Source organism: Brevibacterium aurantiacum (assembly GCF_003932995.1).
GTDB classification, from domain to species: Bacteria; Actinomycetota; Actinomycetes; order Actinomycetales; family Brevibacteriaceae; genus Brevibacterium; species Brevibacterium aurantiacum.
This window is the reverse complement of the sequence record NZ_CP025333.1, coordinates 1,016,646-1,033,141: the sequence shown is the minus strand read 5'-3', so window position 1 is coordinate 1,033,141 and position 16,496 is coordinate 1,016,646. Positions and strand designations below refer to the sequence as shown.

Sequence of the window (16,496 nt, the reverse complement as noted above, 5' to 3'; positions counted from 1 at the left end):
CCGAGCTATTCCTGCGGGCAGGTCCTATTCGTAGGTGTTGTTCCTATTCGTAGGTGTTGTTCGACTTCGCCCGCTCAACGAGTGAGGCCGGCGGAGTGAACCGGTCACCGTAGGTTGCGGCGAGTTCCTTGGCACGTTCGACGAAGCTGGCCAGGCCGCCTTCGTACTGGTTGACGTACTGGAGCACGCCACCGGTCCACGCTGGGAAGCCGATGCCGAAGATCGATCCGATGTTGGCATCCGGCACCGAGGTGAGCACACCCTCGTCGAGGCATTTGATCGTCTCGATCGCCTCGGCGAAGAGCATCCGCTCCTGCAGGTCGGTGAAGGGCTGGGTGGCGGAGCCGGAGTTGTACTTCTCCCGCAGGCCGGGCCACAGCTTGCCGCGTTTGCCGTCCTCGTCGTATTCGTAGAATCCGGCGCCGTCCTTGCGGCCGGTGCGCTTAGCCTCCTCGACCATCCAGTCGAAGACCGCGTCGGAGGGGTGGCTCTCGCGCTGTCCTCCTGCGGCTTCGATGGCCTCTTCGGTTTCCTTCCGGATCTTCTGCGACAGAGTCAGCGTCAGCTCATCGAGCAGCTGCAGTGCACCGGTCGGGTAACCGGCCTGCAGTGCTGCCTGCTCCACGGTTGCCGGCTCCACTCCCTCGCCGACTGCGGCGACCGCCTCGGCGATGAAGGTTCCGATCACACGGGAGGTGAAGAATCCGCGGGAGTCGGTGACGACGATCGGGGTCTTCTTGATCTGCTGGACGAGGTCGAAGGTGCGCGCCAGAGTCTCATCTGAGGTGTTGTCACCACGGATGATCTCGACCAGGGGCATCTTGTCCGCGGGCGAGAAGAAGTGGACGCCGATGAAGTCGGAATCGCGCTTGACCCCGGTGGCCAGGTCGGTGATCGGCAGGGTCGAGGTGTTGGAGCCGAGCACTGCGTCGGAGTCGACGACATCCTGGATCTCCTGGAACACCTGCTGCTTCAGCGGCACCGATTCGAAGACGGCTTCGATGACGAAGTCGACTCCGGCGAAGTCATCAGCCGAAGCACTCGGGGTGATCCGGTCGAGGACGGCCTTGCTCTTCTCAGCCGTCGTCTTGCCCTTGGCCAGGGCTGATTCCTCACGCTTGCGCGCATAGGCCTTGCCCTTGGCCAGGGCTGATTCCTCACGCTTGCGCGCATAGGCCTTGCCCTTGTCCGCGGCTTCGATCTTGACGTCCTTGAGGACGACGTCGATGCCGGCTTTGGCTGCGGTGTAGGCGATCGCGGCGCCCATCATTCCGGCACCGAGGACGCCGAGCTTCTTCACCTGACGCGGTTCGATGCCATCGGGTCGCGAGCCGCCGGAGTTGATGTGTCCGAGGTCGAAGAAGAACGCCTTGATCATGTTCTTCGCCACCGGAGTGTGGGTGAGGTGGACGAAGTAGCGGGTTTCGACTGCCAGTGCTGTGTCGATGTCGACGTAGGCACCCTCGACGGCGGCAGCGATCGCCGCGCGCGGAGCGGGCATCGGTGCACCCTTGGTCTGACGACGCAGGAGCGCCGGCAGCGCGGGCAGCATCGCGCCCAGTGACGGTGAGGTGGGTGATCCGCCTGGGATCTTGAAGCCTTTGACGTCCCAGGGCTGAGTCGCCTCGGGGTTGGCCTTGATCCAGTCCTTGGCACGATCTTCGAGCTCGGCCACGGGGGCGAGTTCGTCGATGAGGCCGAGCTTGAGAGCCTCGGCTGCCTTGAACTTCGTCGACGGCAGGATGGCCTTCTGCAGTGCATTCTGGATGCCCATGAGGCGTACAGCTCTGGCGACACCGCCACCGCCGGGCAGGAGGCCCAAGGAGACTTCGGGGAATCCGACCCGCAGGCTGGAGACGTCCTCCGCTGCAATGCGGTGATGTGCGACGAGTGCAACCTCGAGGCCACCTCCGAGTGCGGCGCCGTTGATGGCTGCGACGACGGGCTTGCCCAGCGTCTCGAGGCGGCGCATGACCGCCTTTATGTGGTTGGTCAGTGCGGCTTCGGCTTCCGAGTTCTCAGGGTCGGCTGCGCGCAGCTTGTTGAGGTCTCCGCCTGCGAAGAAGGTCTTCTTCGCCGAGGTGAGCACAACGCCGGTGATGTCATCGACGTTTGCTTCGAGCCAGTCCACGATGCCTTCGAAGGCATCCTTGAAATGGTCGTTCATCGTGTTGACTTTGGAATCCGGGTCGTCGAGGACGACGGTGACGATTCCGTCCGAGTCAGTGGACTTGGAGTAAGTCGTTTCAGAGTTCGTCATGTCAGACCCTTTCGATGATCGTCGCAATACCCATTCCGCCGCCGATGCACAACGTGACGAGGCCACGCTTGAGATCGCGACGTTCGAGTTCGTCGAGGACGGTGCCGAGGATCATGGCACCGGTGGCACCCAGGGGGTGGCCCATGGCGATGGCTCCGCCGTTGACGTTGACCTTGTCATGCGGGATGTTGAGGTCCTTCATCCATTTCAGGACCACTGCACCGAAGGCTTCGTTGAGTTCGAACAGGTCGATGTCCTCGACGGTCAGTCCGGCCTTGTCCAGCGCCTTCTGCGTCGCGGGTGTGGGACCGGTGAGCATGATGGTCGGCTCGGATCCTGTGACGGCAGTGGAGACGATGCGAGCGCGCGGCTTCATATTCATCGTCTGACCCACCTCGGCGTCGCCGATGATGACGAGGCTGGCCCCGTCGACGATTCCCGAGGAGTTCGCTGCGGTGTGAACGTGGTCGATCTCCTCGACCCAGTGGTACTTCTGGAGAGCAACCTCGTCGAAGCCTGCCTGCGCTGCGACCTTGGTGAAGGCCGGGGACAGCTTCGCCAGCGACTCGACGGTCGAACCGGGACGCATGTGCTCATCGGTGTCGAGCAGGGTCACACCGTTGATGTCTTTGACGGGGACGATCGACTTCTCGAAGTAGCCGTTCTCCCAGGCGTTGGCGGCGCGCTTCTGCGACTCCTCGGCGAATTCGTCGATATCGGTGCGGCTGAATCCCTCGGTGGTCGCGATGAGATCGGCGCTGATGCCCTGGGGCACGAAGTAGGTGTCGAAGTTCGTCGTCGGGTCCTGTGCCCATGCGCCTCCGTCGGAGCCGAGGGGAACGCGCGACATCGATTCGACGCCGCCGGCCAGGACGAGGTTCTCGAATCCGCTGCCAACCTTCTGTGCGGCGATGTTGACCGCTTCGAGTCCGGAGGCGCAGAAACGGTTGACCTGAACGCCGGCGACGGATTCGTCGAGTCCGGCCACGAGGGCTGCGGTGCGGGCGATGTCGCCGCCCTGTTCGCCCACGGGTGAGACGACGCCGAGGACGAGGTCGTCGATCGCTTTGTCGTCGAGATCGGGATTGCGCTCGCGCAGGGCATCGATGAGCCCTGTCACGAGATCGATTGGCTTGACGCTGTGCAGGGCACCACCGCGGTTCTTCCCGCGCGGTGTGCGCACTGCGTCGTAGATGTACGCTTCGCTCATCTGTTCCTCACAGTCCTAGGGAGCGGCCGACGATCACCCTGGTGACCTCGGCCGTGGCTACGTCAATGACGACCGTTCAACCTCGGCGGCTGATCGATCGTTCAGTAACATTCGCACTCCCATTCAATACCAGTTGCGTGTGATGGTCAACACGGAAACACGCTGCAGTGACTGTGACGGAGCACTCACGGGGCGTGACTATTCTGTGACCTTTAAAGGCTCTTCACTATAGATCTTGTGGACTAGTTAGTCTGACTTCTCGAAGGATGTGGCGGTCTCTACCAAACGGATCGATGATGGTCTTGTGGTCGGGTCTGACTCATGGCTCTTCTGACACCCCGCTGTCTGGGGGTTGTCCTGTTTACGACGTGTCGACTGGCTCGGCTCACTGTAATAAGTGCAGCCCAGCAGGCCGTCATGTCCTGATAGGAGTCTGGCGTGTCCCCGATAGTGAACTGACTGACGCCGGCTGAGCTGCGCACCCGAGAACTCGAAAAGAAGGGGCGCAGTTCCCATGATGAACGATAAGCAGGTTAAGGTCTACGGCGGGATCGACACGCACGCGGACACACATCACCTCGCGGTGATCGACCAAGCCGGGCGCCGACTGGCTGATGCCCAAATACCGACTACCGCGACTGGGTACCAGGCAGCATTGCGGTTTTTGGGTTCCTGGCCTGGATTGGTCAGCGTGGGCATCGAGTGCACCGGCTCCTATGGAGCCGCGGTCACCCGAGCTGTGCGGGAGGCAGGCATCACAGTGTTCGAGGTGAATCGACCCAACCGGTTCGACCGGCGACTCCACGGCAAGAGCGATCCCTTCGATGCTTATTCCGCCGCTGAGGCTGTGCTGGGTGGCAGAGCCAGCGCGGCGCCCAAGGGCGGGGACGGGCTGGTGGAGTCGCTGCGAGTACTGCGGACCTCAAGGTCCTCGGCGCTGCAGGCTCGGACTGCGACGATCAATCAGATTAAGGGGATGCTGATCACAGCCCCAGAGGATCTGCGTACACGTTACAAGGGCCTGTCAACTCCCAAACTGATTGCAGCACTGGCGGCATCGCGACCAACAGCGACACCGGTCACCGCCGCCGAGGCCACGGCCTACAGCCTGCGGCTGCTGGCCAGGCGCTGGCAAGCACTGACCGGGCAGATAGAGGACTTGGCTGGGCACCTGCAGCGACTACTGGACGACCACGCTCCCGACCTGATGAGGGTCTTCGGCTGCGGCCGAGACACCGTCGCGCAACTGTTGATCACCGCCGGGGACAACCCTGATCGGCTACGTTCAGAAGCCGCGTTCGCAGCACTGGCCGGGGTCTGCCCAATCCCGGCATCGTCGGGTAAGACTAAACGCCACCGACTCAACCGCGCTGGGGACCGGCAGGCAAACTCCGCGCTTTATCACATCGTGATGGTGCGGCTGCGTTACAACCAGGAGACCCGCGACTACGTGGCGCGGCGAACTGCTGAAGGCAAGACCAAGATGGAAATCATCCGCTGCCTGAAGCGTTACCTCGTCCGCCAGCTCTATCCCCTCATCGTCGAGACTCTTCATCCCAGAAAAGAGGTGGCCGTCGCTTGACGAAACACTATAGGAGTGTCGTAATTGAGAGTGTAGATCGGTGATTCCAGAACACGGCGCGTCGCTGCCCGGATAGACGTCGAGGTCTTCCGATGATGGAAGTTCTCACACAGTCCATCCGAAAGACCTCGACATGGCCAAGCCTACTTTCTCGACCCCTGACCTCACGACATTCTGCCGACTCGACACCCTCGACCTCGCCTGCATCGGCCAGCACATCACCGGGCACAAGGCCATCCTGGAATGCCAGCCCAACACTGCTGATGACTGGTGCCGTCGGTGCGGTGGCCACGGGATCATTCGCGACACCGTCGTCCGCCAGCTGGCCCACGAACCCTTCGGCCACCGGCCGACCACGCTTCATATTCGCCTCCGCCGTTACAAATGCATCGAGTGCGGCCGCGTATGGCGTCAAGACACCACAGCTGCGGCACCACCACGAGCGAAGATCTCTCGAACCGGCCTCGACTGGGCGCTGCGTGCCCTCGTGATCGATCACGACACCGTGTCCGTGATCGCCTCCAAGCTCGCCGTGTCTTGGCACACCGCGAACTCCGCGATCCTCGCGCAGGGACATCGACTGCTGATCGACGACCCGACCCGGTTCGACGGGGTCAGCGTCATTGGTGTCGACGAACACGTATGGCGGCACACCCGGCGCGGTGACAAGTACGTCACCGTCATCATCGACCTCACTCCCATCAGCCAGGCAACAGGCCCGGCACGTTTGCTCGACATGGTGCCCGGACGTTCGAAACAGGTGTTCAAGCAATGGTTGAAAGCCCGTCCGAAGGACTGGCGTGATGGCATCGACGTCGTCGCGATGGACGGATTCTCCGGCTTCAAAACAGCCTCAGTTGAGGAACTGCCCGACGCTGTCGAAGTCATGGACCCCTTCCACGTCGTCAAACTCGCCGGTGATGCCCCCGACGAGGTACGCCGTCGCATTCAGCAGGAGACCACCGGGCATCGCGGACGAGCGACGGACCCGTTGTATCGAGCGAGGAGGACTCTCCACACCGGTGCTGATCTGCTCACGGCCAAGCAGCAGGAGAGGATCGTAGGCCTCTTCGCCGACGCCAACTTCACCGCCGTCGAAGTCACCTGGGCCGTCTATCAAGACATTGTGAGCGCCTACCGAACCAACGACGGCAACGAGGGCAAGAAGCTCTTACAATCGGTCATCGACGATCTGACGACGAATCTGCCGACAGGACTGGTCGAGCTCAAGCGGTTGGGAAGGACTCTGAAGCGTCGAGCTGCTGATGTCCTCGCGTTCTTCACCCGACCGGGAACGTCGAACGGGCCTACTGAAGCGATCAATGGCAGGCTCGAACATCTACGGGGGTCAGCGCTGGGGTTCCGCAACCTCACGCATTACATCGCGAGATGTCTGCTCGAGTCCGGTGGCTTCAGACCGGTTCTACACTCTCAATTACGATGAGCCCCTTTAAACCACGGGCGAAGTGCTTATACTAATGAAACCTAACACTCTTAGTTTCCTGGAGAACCATGACCGAGATCATTCCTGCCCGATTCACATCGGCTTCAACTGCGCCTACTTCTGCCCGTCCTGCGCGCTCGCGGATGGGATCTAAATTCCTCGCGCTGACATTGGCTGTCGGACTGCTCGCGGGCCCAATTGTGCTCGATGCCCCTCCCGCCGAGGCTGCCACGAAGAAGTGTGCGGCGAAGATGTCGATCGCGAAACCGCGGCAGTACTCAAATACCGTGATCAAGGTTTCCAAGGTTGGCGCGAAGGCCAAGGTCACCACGACCGCGCACTACAAGACGACGAAGACCAAGAAGAAGGCGACTGCTTCGAAGAAGGGTGCCGCGAACCTCAAGTACTACATTTCGGGAGCGACTCCAGGCAAAAAGGTGTCGGTGACTGTAGTGGCGAAGAAGGGCAAGACGACTTGGAAATGCTCCACCTCGTTCAAGCCCAAGAAGAAGTAGGCCGCCTGCGGGCGTAGAACAATCGCCGGTCGGTGGGAAGATGAAGCATGCGCCGATTCTTCGCAGTGACCTCGATTCTGTCCCGGGGACAGACAGGCTGGATGTATTTCTGGCCGATCATGGCCTCGCTTTGCGTGTATGTCATAGCGCTGTCCGCCCTCATTCCTCTCTTCGGCGCCATCGAACGGGCGGGGGCCGAAGAGAAGGGCCAGACGCCGGCCCCTGCTCCGACCACAGCGGAACAGCAACCAAGCTCGCCTCCGAATTTCTCGATCGCAGTCGGCACAGACGACGAACCGCGGGAGATGCCGGCGATCCAGAGCGCAATGACGGACTACCTCTCGTTCTCCGATGAGTTCTTCACCAGGCTCGAGCAGGGCGCGGTCGCTCCCGATTTCTCTACGGCTGAACGCGAGCTTTCGCCTAAGGCCGCCCGGGCTCAGGTGGAGGATGGGGCTTCGGTGCTCGCAGTTGTGCTGCCGAAGGACCTCACCCCGCAGGTCATCGATGGCATCAGAGCGTATTACCGCGGTGACATCGAGGCCCCGCGCTATACGATCACCATCCTGGCAAGTCCGCAGGCACTGAACGAAGACAAGTTCATCCTCGACCAGTACCGGGACCAGGTCATCCGCCAAGCGGAGGAGCATGTCTCCGAGCAGATTCGCATCGTCGCCCAGAAGTTCGGATGCGAGACCGGGGAGCAGGCCTGCCCACGTACTTCGAAACAGGCCCAACGCGCCTTCGAGCGCCCCTTCGACATCAAGATTGAGAAAGTCAGCGGACCACCGGCCGTCGACTACTTCAGCGAAGGATCTGATGGGGAGAGCCCTCAGCCAGGTTCGCAGTCCTCGGCGCCAGTCGCGGCAGCTTCCTCGCCTTCTGGTCCCGCCGACACGTCCTCCGACACAGATGCCACATCATCCCAATCGCACGCTCCACAGTCGTCGATCAGCGCCGGAGTCTCCGCGATCTTCGGTGCACTCATTCTCGCCGCGGTCACTTTGGCCATGCTGTCATCGGCGACCGTCAATCGGGCGGCGGGACTGCAGGTCGCGATCATCGGGCCATGGCGATCACTGTCACCTCAGAGACCATTCCCCAGAAGAACGCTGCTGAGCCAGAAATTCGGGCTGGCCGCCGCCGGGACACTCGCGCTGACAACGGCTGCCACCGTGAGTGCTGTATTGCCGGGGAGAAGCATCGTCGACAGCCTCGGCGCCTACCCGAGTCTGCGGCTGATCGCGATCATCGGGCTACTCTGTCTCGTCTGTCTGACCATGGCTATTGTCATTCTCGCCGTGACTGACACTTTGGGGGTGCTGGCCGGAGTCGTAATCGCTGTCGGCGCTGTTGTCTGGGGAACTGTCTGGAACACAGCGGCGAATCTGCTCGACCCGAGCCACCCGGGCCCGTCGTCCAGTGTCACGATATTCATCAGTGGGAACAGACACTTGGTGGGCGAACTGGTGCCGACGCTGCTGGTTCTGCTGGTCATCCTTGTCGCGGCATTGATTGGAAGCTTCGCCGTGACCAGTGCCTTCGACCGGAGATTCAGCACTCAGATCAAGCGGTCATAGATACCCCGTGGCCGAATCCAGTCGATACTCATGGCAATCTCGCCCCTACGCCGGAACCGTTCCGCGAGGCAAACTCACGCAATAGACTGACGGAATGGGTGACGAGCGCTATGTCGAGAACTGCACTGATAAAGAGCTTTTGGAAACTTTCGTGAAGCCGACGATCGAACGAATCTTCAAGCCCGGAGAAATCGACGACGCACGGCTGGTCCGCTCTGACCGAGACTTGATCTACCGGATCACCGTAGGTGGCGACGTGTTCTACCCCATCGTTCGGCCGCATGGGAATGGATTCAGTGTCGAGAGCGTCGGTCAACAGTTCTTCGATGATGTCCAGGACGATGTTGCTGAGTCCTACTTCGCGTGGGGTGAGCTGCGAGGCGAGTGACAGGAACTCGCGCCACTACAAAGTAGCGATCCCGGTGCTGTGGTTGATTTGATGCCCCCTGGAGCTTTCGATAGATGGTCGTTGCTGCGCGGGCATCCTTGGAGCCTCCGCTGTGGCGCAGACACACTCGTAGGCCGCGGACAGGGTAGTTCTTGCACTGGTCGCCGCGCTTCTTTGACGTGGCTTGGCATTTGTCGGGATCCCACCCGGTTTTGTCGACGGTGCTCATAGCCCGTTCACCGCGACAGTCTGTTCGACGTACACGGTCGCACCATTGGGGACAAGGGACTGATGCAGGGTTAGGTGACATCTGATCTGGCTTGTTCATAGGCAAGCCTGGAAGGATAGACATCATGCCACAGCCCTCCCCGAAAGAATTCCGCGACGACGTCATCCGCGTCGTCCAGACCAGGGATTCCAAGACGACGATCGGACAGATCGCCAAGGACTTCGGAGTCCACGAAGGCACCATCAACAAATGGCTCCGCCAAGCAGAAATCGATGCCGGCAACAAACCCGGCAACACCAGCGACGAGTCCGCCGAACTACGAGAGATGCGTCGGCGCAATCGTCTGCTTGAGCAGGAGAACGAGGTCCTGCGCCGTGCTGCCGCGTATTTGTCGCAGGCGAATCCTGCTGATCAATTGTGCTCTACCCGCTCGTGAGAGAGCTCGCCGTCGACGGGATCCCCGTGGCGGTGTCGTGCCGGGTCTTGAAGCTTTCCCGCCAGCCCTACTACCGGTGGCTGGCCGCACCTGTCCCTGATACCGATCTCGTTGAGGCATACCGGGCCAATGCGCTCTTCGATGCCCACCGCGATGATCCCGAGTTCGGGTACCGATACCTCGCCGACGAAGCCGAAGCGTCCGGCCAGCCCATGGCGGCACGCACTGCGTGGCGGTTGTGTTCGTCCAATGACTGGTTCTCCGCCTTCGGTAAGGGCCGGGCGAAGAACGGGAAGAAGCCGGGACCACCGGTCCACGACGATCTATGCGCGGTTGTCGATGCCGACGGGAAGACCCGGCACGAGTTTCGAGCTGATGGCCCGAACCAGCTGTGGTTGACCGACGTTTCGGAGCACCATACGAATGAGGGCAAGCTGTACCTCTGCGCGGTCAAGGACGCCTACTCCTCGCGCATCGTCGGCTATTCGATCAGTTCGAGGATGAAGGCCCGGTTGGCTGTCGATGCCCTCGAGATGGCTGTGACCAGGCGTGGTGACGTTGGCGGATGCGTGACGCACAGCGACCGCGGCAGCCAATTCAGATCGAAGAAATTCACTCGGGCTTTGGCCCGTCATGGCATCATCGGGTCGATGGGACGAGTCGGCGCGGCTGGCGATAACGCAGCGATGGAGAGCTTCTTCGCGCTGTTGCAGAAGAACGTGCTCGACCGCCACCGATGGGCGACCAGAGACCAGTTGAGGATCGCGATCGTGACGTGGATCGAGCGGACGTATCACCGCCGCCGACGACAAGCCCGGTTGGGTCGTTTGACACCGATTGAGTACGAAGCAATCATAGAGCGAGCTGCCTTGGCAGCATGACACTCACACTGACACCTCTCCTTGCATCAGTCCCCCCTGAGCGCACCGTTTCCAGCGTTTCTACATGCAAACAATCTCTTCGACAAAATCATCATTCTGAACACAAAAAGTCCCCGCCAACGCTGATACTTGGCGGGGACTCCTGCGCAATTGATCACTTAGACATTTCCAGGTGACCTTCGCGCAAGATATTTTGCTTTTCTAGATCTCTTGGTAGCCGAAAGAGCGATGGAACAAATTGCCAGTGCCAACAGGAATGGGAATGTGACAATCCAGCTGAATACGGCCCACGCTGACTTAGCTACCCATCCCTCTTCTCCGACAAGTGACCAGATTGACACTCCCAGACTATAGAGGACGAGTGCTCCCGTAACACAGAGCAGTGTTACAAAAATGACTTTCGCAGACTTAGTGTAGGGAATCAATTGTTTTTACCCTTTCCTTCATAGGTTCTCCAGCCACCCGCGCGAACTCCTGCGTAATATACATTCGCAACCTTCTTGCAGGTCTTCATGTCTTTCCGAAAACCGCACACATTGTACATCGAGGACCTGAAGTCCTTGTCGCATGTTTTACGATCTTTACTCGAATTTTTTGAATAGCATTTATCGTGGCTATTACAGACGCTCTTGAAAACTTTGTTCCACTTCTTGGCAGCCTTATCAAGTGATTTAGGAGTGGAGCATCCGTTCGGCTTGCCATATGCGACCAGGCCACCTCTGCTGTACTCGTCCGTGAGGGCCTCCTCGGAAATGTCACCTTCGACTGAATCAGGATCTACCTTTTTGAGATCCTCCAGTGCCAAATGCAGATCCTCAATTGACGCTTGATTTGGACCGCGAGCTTCAACCGCTGATGACGGTATAGCGCCCATACCGACCATCATCGACAACGCGCACAGTCCTGAGACCACGAAGGTTGATGCTCTCATTGCTGTTCTCATGCGGGATACGTCCTTCCAGGTCATAGGGTGTGCTTCAGCTCCAGTCTTACATACTCTTGACAAGCTGTCTTCATACTTATGAGGTAGATTTCAATAAAACTCACCCGCTTCACAAGGAGACAGTGGTCATGAATTAGATCGTATTTCAAGAACATAGCCTTCCCGCCTTGTCCCACTTCTCAATCAAGACTTCAGCAATATGCCCACGATCAGCAACCTTCTCACCCTGCGCTTGAAGCAATGCCCGACACTAGCCACTTGTTCAGGAGACTGGCCCGAATCTGTTGCACTATCGACATATGGCGGAGGGCGACGAACTCTGCTATCTGTGGGGAACGCTAGACCGGAAAGCCACAACACAACGGTCGAGACTCAGACTTCACCCCAGACCGCAGAAGGTACGACTGTTCAGTGAGCGAATCGAGGCGGAATCAGTTCCATCCGCACTGGTGACGCAAAGGACGCTTGTGGGACGCGAATGCATGAGATTGCGGTGTAAGGGCGACCAGGCGCCTGATGTCCTCGAGGCTAGCTGAACGTCTTTTCACCTATGAGGAGCGGTGGAAAGAACATTTCGACCCTTTAGCCCTGATCCGCCGATGATTGGGGCGGTATTGGCAACCAGATAAAATGGAAATGCCCCTTCTGACGTGGGAAAATAGTGATGTCTTAAGTCCTAAATACCCACGAGGAAGGAGCACCTCGCTGGTGCTATTCAATCACACTCCCACCGGCCTGTCCCACACCTTCGACGATGAACGCCTCATCGCCGACACTGTGCTGATCCCGTTGGTGAAACTCGCCCAAGACACAGGCCTGCCAAGGGCTGTGGCCGACCGCGTGCATATCCCCACTGACAAGGGAGCCAATCCGGGTGGGAAAGTCATGTCCCTGGTAGCCGGGATGCTCGCCGGGGCCGACAGCATCGATGATATGAACCGCAACCGCACCGGCGGTATGAAGCTGTTCATCTCCGTTGGTCTCGACGTTGAGTCTGAGTCTTCCACCATGCCGCAGGGGTGGAGCGACCAGATGAATAACAACTCGACAACGGGTTCCCATGTCGTCACACGCTTCATTGATCGAAGCGGCGAAGTCTCACCAGTTCCGCACCTGCCTCCCCGACGACACGCAGTCCTGCCGGCGTCCCTGCGCGTGCGCTGCGTTGCTCCCCTGATCGCACGTATCGTCCGCTGTCGAGTAGCCAACGTCGGTGTGCGATGCCCCACCAGTGGCGGTTCGGGCCGGGCCCGTAGCGGCGAGTGATGTAGTCGAGGACGTTCAAGTATTCATTCATGGTCGTGACTCCTCTCCGACAAGTGCTTTGATTGCGGCACGGGCGTACTTCTCGGCATGGCGGCGCTGCACGTCCGTAGTGGGCGGGAGTCGCCTGTCCTGTGCTTCTATGACTTCCGCGAAGGTGGCGAGTATCCCCTGCGCCATCCGCTCGACTGCCTCGTCGGTCCGGAGTTGATCGCGCTGCCACTTCGCACCCTCGACGAACACCTTGTGGATCCGCATGTTCTCGCCGTACCCAAGGTGCTCATAGGTGTGGTGAGCGCTGGCGTGATCTTCGGCCTTCCCGACCCAGCTCATAGCTTCTCCTCTACGACGACTTCGGCTATAGTTCGGAAAACGGTAGACACGGAGGTCACCTCATGTGGGAAATAGTCGGCATCCTTTTCGGCATTGCCCTCATATGCTGGTTGGTGGCGAAATTCCTCAAGACATCGAGTCTTCAACAGCCTGTCGACGCCGCCGCACTGGATACCTCCGATCTGACCAAAAGCAGCGCTTCGGCTACCAGCGACACGTGGCTTTCGAAAGAAGAAGCTGATTCCGAACTGGTTCATGACTCCGCTAAAACGCTCGCCTTCCGAGTTGAGCGCCGCGACGGTGAGTTCCGATTCGTGAGTGAAGAGTCCGGTAAGCAGCCCTCCCCCGGCAACCTGGCGCTGGCAAGATTGGGCATCTTGTACCTGAACGTTCGAGGGTGGAAGAACTATCCAGCCGCACGATTGAAGGTTGGCGATCGCATTCACCTTCGCAGGGAGCCCGGGAACAAGTCCGATCCCAACGCAATAGCTGTTGCTCATCCCGGCTCGAAACACATCTACGGCTACGTCAACAAAGGATTCGCCCGGCGTCTCGCGAAGCCCCTCGATGCCGGCGAAGAGTTCGTCGGGGTGGTCATGGGCAGAGAAGGAATTACAATCGCGATCCTGCCGGTCGACGTCGCTGAGGAGCTGGATCTGTAGCAACCGTCGATGCTCCGCTGCGATCGCGTTTCGCCCTCGACTATATATCTCTTTCATGGTTGTAGCTTGTCCTCACCTACGGGACTTTTCTCAGTCCTGACACGTGGTTGGTGAGGTTCCGTTTCAGCCCAAGCGTTTGGTGAGGTTGAAGCGCTGTGCGCCCGTTCTAGGCGCTTTCGGGTCGCCCATGACACCCATAATGTTATTCAAGGAGGATTGCGTGAATATTCGGCTTCTTGGGCGCCACTGCGCTCGTCTTTGAGCGCCACCTGTCTTGGGTGTCGACCGGCGTCGTGAGCGCCCCCGAATATTCGACTTCAGCGCCACCTGTTTCTAGGCTCCTTCTACTGCGTGGCCACTCACGCGGTAGAAGGAGCAAAACGAATGGTACGCAAAATCAAAGCGAAGTTGGTGCTTCGCCTCCGATCTGAAGGACTCTCTCGCCGCCAGATCGCCGCTCAGGGCATGTCGAGACATTCCGTCGACGCCGTCATCGCCGCCGCTGACGCCGTGGGGCTGTCCTACGACGAGGTAGCCGGGATGCCGGATGCCGATGTCTACGCTCGACTGTTTCCGGGCCGTGGCCAGCATGAGAGTGTCTACGCCCAACCTGATTGGAGTGAAGTCCACCGCGAACTCGCTCGCGTCGGGGTGACCTTGAAACTATTGCATAGCGAGTACCGTGACGCCTGCGCCACCACAGACTCGCCGGCGATGGGCTATGACCGGTACTGTAAAAACTACCAACGCCATGTCCTCGTTTCCGGCCTGGCCTCTCGAGTCGGACACAAGGCCGGCCAAAGCGTCGAAGTCGACTGGTCGGGCAAAACGATGACGCTTGCCGACCCGCTCGCGGGCACACAGACGAAAGTCTTTCTCTTCGTCGGTTGCCTGCCGTTCTCGCGCTACGCGTTTGTTGAACCGGCCCTGGATATGAAACAGGCCACCTGGCTGCGGGCGCATATAGCGATGTTCGACTGGTTCGGCGGCAGCGTGCCCCGAATCGTGCCCGACAATCTCAAGACCGGCGTGATCTCCCATCCTCGGGAAGGAGAGATCATCCTCAATGATGCCTATCGTGAGCTGGCTGCACACTATTCGGCAGCCGTCCTGCCGGGCCGAGTCAGGAAACCCAAGGACAAGGCCAGTGTTGAAAACACGGTCGGCAATATCGCCACCCAGGTCATCGCGGCACTGCGCGGACAGACCTTTCGAACACTGCCTCAGCTACGTGAGGCGATCTATGAACGAATGCGGGCCTATAACGCCCAGCCGTTTCAGAAACGCCCCGGATCACGAGCATCGATCTTCGACGCCGAGGAACGGCCACTGCTGCGACCGCTGCCGGCGGTTGCTTATGAGATCAGCCGCTGGATCTATGGGAGGAAAGTCCGCAAAGACGGACACGTGGTGTTCGAGAAGAACTTCTACTCCGTGCCCTATGCGCATGTCGGCTCCAGCGTCGACTTACGGATCACGGAAACGACAGTCGAGATCTTCGACGGGCACACGCGGCTTTCGAGTCACCTGCTTCCGCCGGCAGGAGTCATCAACACCCATCACACCCACGATGGCGACCTGTCCCATGGTGAGAGGTATCAACAATGGGACGGGCCTCGCGTGCGGGAATGGGCAGCTCGTATCGGACAAGACACGACGACGGTGATCAACCGGATCTTCGAGTCCGTGCCCGTTGAGGAACAGGGACTGAACGCGGCACTGGCAGTGCTGCGCCTGTCTCGCCGATTCTCTCCTAAGCGAGTCGAAGCAGCCGCTGGCATCGCGTTATCGGGTCGGATTCGATCACCACGGTATGCGCATTTGCGGCCGATTCTCGACAGTGGGCAAGACATGCCGGCCAGCAAGCGCAGACGAAGTCCTGAACCGTCCGGGCTGCCCGCTGCTGGACCAACGTCCACGGTCGGTTTCGTTCGTGGAGCAGACTACTACGCAGGAGGACAACGATGACTCGTCTCGATGACGAAACGAAACGGAAACTGCGTGAAATGGGGTCAGCAAGCCTGCTGAGCGCATTCGATGCCCAAGACGACGCTCTCACCCTGGGGATGCCATTCGAAGAGCGCATCCAGCTCGCTGTCGATGACGCTCATGCCACCTTCACCCATGCGAAAGTCGAGGGGCTCATCCGCCGGGCTGGACTGCGATATCCCGATGCGGATCTGCGTCGGATCGCGTTGATCGACCAGCGCGGCCTCGACCGTGACGTCATCGCCCAACTCGGAACCGCCTCGTTCATCACCCGGCAGCAAAATGTCGTGTTCCAGGGGTTCACCGGGTCTGGCAAGTCGTATCTGGGGTCGGCGCTGGCGAAGCAGGCCTGTCAGCATCGCTACCGTGCCTACTACATTCGCATGCCCGATCTTGAAGAATCGTGGGCCACTGCGCAGGATAAGCCGGGCGGTCGGGAAAAATGGTTGCGCAAATACTCGGCGTTCACGCTATTAGTCATCGATGAATGGTTGCTCGACGAACCCGATGACGATGTCCGTTCGATGCTGCTCGAGCTCCTTGAACGTCGTTACGATACGACATCGACGGTGTTCTGCACCCAGTATGCGAAGAAGGACTGGCATCAACTGCTCGGGTCCGGTGTCCACGCGGATGCGATCATGGATCGTATCGTTCACAACACGATCTGGATCACGACTGGGGAGATGAACATGCGCGAGCACGTCGGTTCGATCACGGGCTGACCCTGTCGGTGAGTGTCGGTGTCCGGCTGGCGCTCACCGCCACGACCCGGTGGCGC

General features: G+C 59.8%; 13 protein-coding genes and 1 pseudogene. 10 read left to right on the top strand and 4 right to left on the bottom strand.

What is annotated here, in order from left to right:
- Positions 1–43: 43 nt before the first annotated feature.
- The gene (locus tag CXR25_RS04695) at positions 44–2,260 is read right to left on the bottom strand and encodes a 3-hydroxyacyl-CoA dehydrogenase NAD-binding domain-containing protein (RefSeq protein WP_125240452.1); all 2,217 of its coding nucleotides are present in this window, start codon (positions 2,258–2,260) and stop codon (positions 44–46) included.
- A 1-nt stretch (position 2,261) separates the two neighbouring features.
- On the bottom strand, positions 2,262–3,470 hold the full coding sequence (locus tag CXR25_RS04690) for an acetyl-CoA C-acetyltransferase (protein ID WP_069599665.1): 1,209 nt from the start codon (positions 3,468–3,470) through the stop codon (positions 2,262–2,264).
- A gap of 514 nt (positions 3,471–3,984) precedes the next feature.
- Between CXR25_RS04690 and CXR25_RS04685 the strand changes: the two genes are divergently transcribed.
- The 6 genes from CXR25_RS04685 to CXR25_RS04660 all read left to right on the top strand — a co-directional run bounded on the left by CXR25_RS04685 (position 3,985) and on the right by CXR25_RS04660 (position 10,525).
- A complete protein-coding gene (locus CXR25_RS04685; RefSeq protein ID WP_083248759.1) occupies positions 3,985–5,052 on the top strand; it encodes an IS110 family RNA-guided transposase in 1,068 nt (355 codons plus the stop codon).
- 133 nt (positions 5,053–5,185) lie between these two features.
- The gene (locus CXR25_RS04680; RefSeq protein ID WP_125178005.1) at positions 5,186–6,496 is read left to right on the top strand and encodes an ISL3 family transposase; all 1,311 of its coding nucleotides are present in this window, start codon (positions 5,186–5,188) and stop codon (positions 6,494–6,496) included.
- A gap of 143 nt (positions 6,497–6,639) precedes the next feature.
- Complete coding sequence (locus CXR25_RS04675) at positions 6,640–7,011, top strand: hypothetical protein (protein ID WP_101570929.1); 372 nt, start codon at positions 6,640–6,642, stop codon at positions 7,009–7,011.
- A 47-nt stretch (positions 7,012–7,058) separates the two neighbouring features.
- Entirely contained in the window at positions 7,059–8,591 is a 1,533-nt protein-coding gene (locus tag CXR25_RS04670) for a hypothetical protein (RefSeq protein WP_101570664.1), read from the top strand.
- Between the two features lie 94 nt (positions 8,592–8,685).
- A complete protein-coding gene (locus CXR25_RS04665; RefSeq protein ID WP_101570666.1) occupies positions 8,686–8,979 on the top strand; it encodes a hypothetical protein in 294 nt (97 codons plus the stop codon).
- Between the two features lie 353 nt (positions 8,980–9,332).
- Positions 9,333–10,525 (top strand): IS3 family transposase gene (locus tag CXR25_RS04660; RefSeq protein ID WP_125178004.1). Its coding sequence is split into 2 segments (ribosomal slippage): positions 9,333–9,624 and positions 9,624–10,525, totalling 1,194 coding nucleotides; the frame shifts between segments, so codons are not numbered across the junction.
- 421 nt (positions 10,526–10,946) lie between these two features.
- Here CXR25_RS04660 and CXR25_RS04655 read toward each other — a convergent pair.
- On the bottom strand, positions 10,947–11,468 hold the full coding sequence (locus CXR25_RS04655; protein WP_164513796.1) for a phospholipase A2: 522 nt from the start codon (positions 11,466–11,468) through the stop codon (positions 10,947–10,949).
- Positions 11,469–12,203: 735 nt separating this feature from the next.
- On the opposite strand from CXR25_RS04655, the pseudogene CXR25_RS18940 reads away from it, so the two are divergent.
- A pseudogene (locus CXR25_RS18940) lies at positions 12,204–12,431 on the top strand (IS1380 family transposase); the annotation flags it as partial.
- A gap of 330 nt (positions 12,432–12,761) precedes the next feature.
- Here CXR25_RS18940 and CXR25_RS04645 read toward each other — a convergent pair.
- Positions 12,762–13,064, bottom strand: coding sequence for a hypothetical protein (locus tag CXR25_RS04645; protein WP_101570673.1), 303 nt, complete (start codon positions 13,062–13,064; stop codon positions 12,762–12,764).
- Between the two features lie 62 nt (positions 13,065–13,126).
- Here CXR25_RS04645 and CXR25_RS04640 point away from each other — a divergent pair, with 62 nt between their 5' ends.
- The 3 genes from CXR25_RS04640 (at position 13,127) to CXR25_RS04630 (ending at position 16,440) form a co-directional block, all read left to right on the top strand.
- Entirely contained in the window at positions 13,127–13,726 is a 600-nt protein-coding gene (locus CXR25_RS04640; RefSeq protein WP_101638789.1) for an HIRAN domain-containing protein, read from the top strand.
- Between the two features lie 384 nt (positions 13,727–14,110).
- Entirely contained in the window at positions 14,111–15,694 is a 1,584-nt protein-coding gene (istA, locus tag CXR25_RS04635) for an IS21 family transposase (RefSeq protein WP_101638788.1), read from the top strand.
- Positions 15,691–16,440: an ATP-binding protein gene (locus CXR25_RS04630; RefSeq protein ID WP_101570679.1), complete on the top strand. Its 750-nt coding sequence runs from the start codon at positions 15,691–15,693 to the stop codon at positions 16,438–16,440. Before istA ends, CXR25_RS04630 begins: the two co-directional genes overlap by 4 nt.
- The last annotated feature ends 56 nt before the right edge of the window (positions 16,441–16,496 follow it).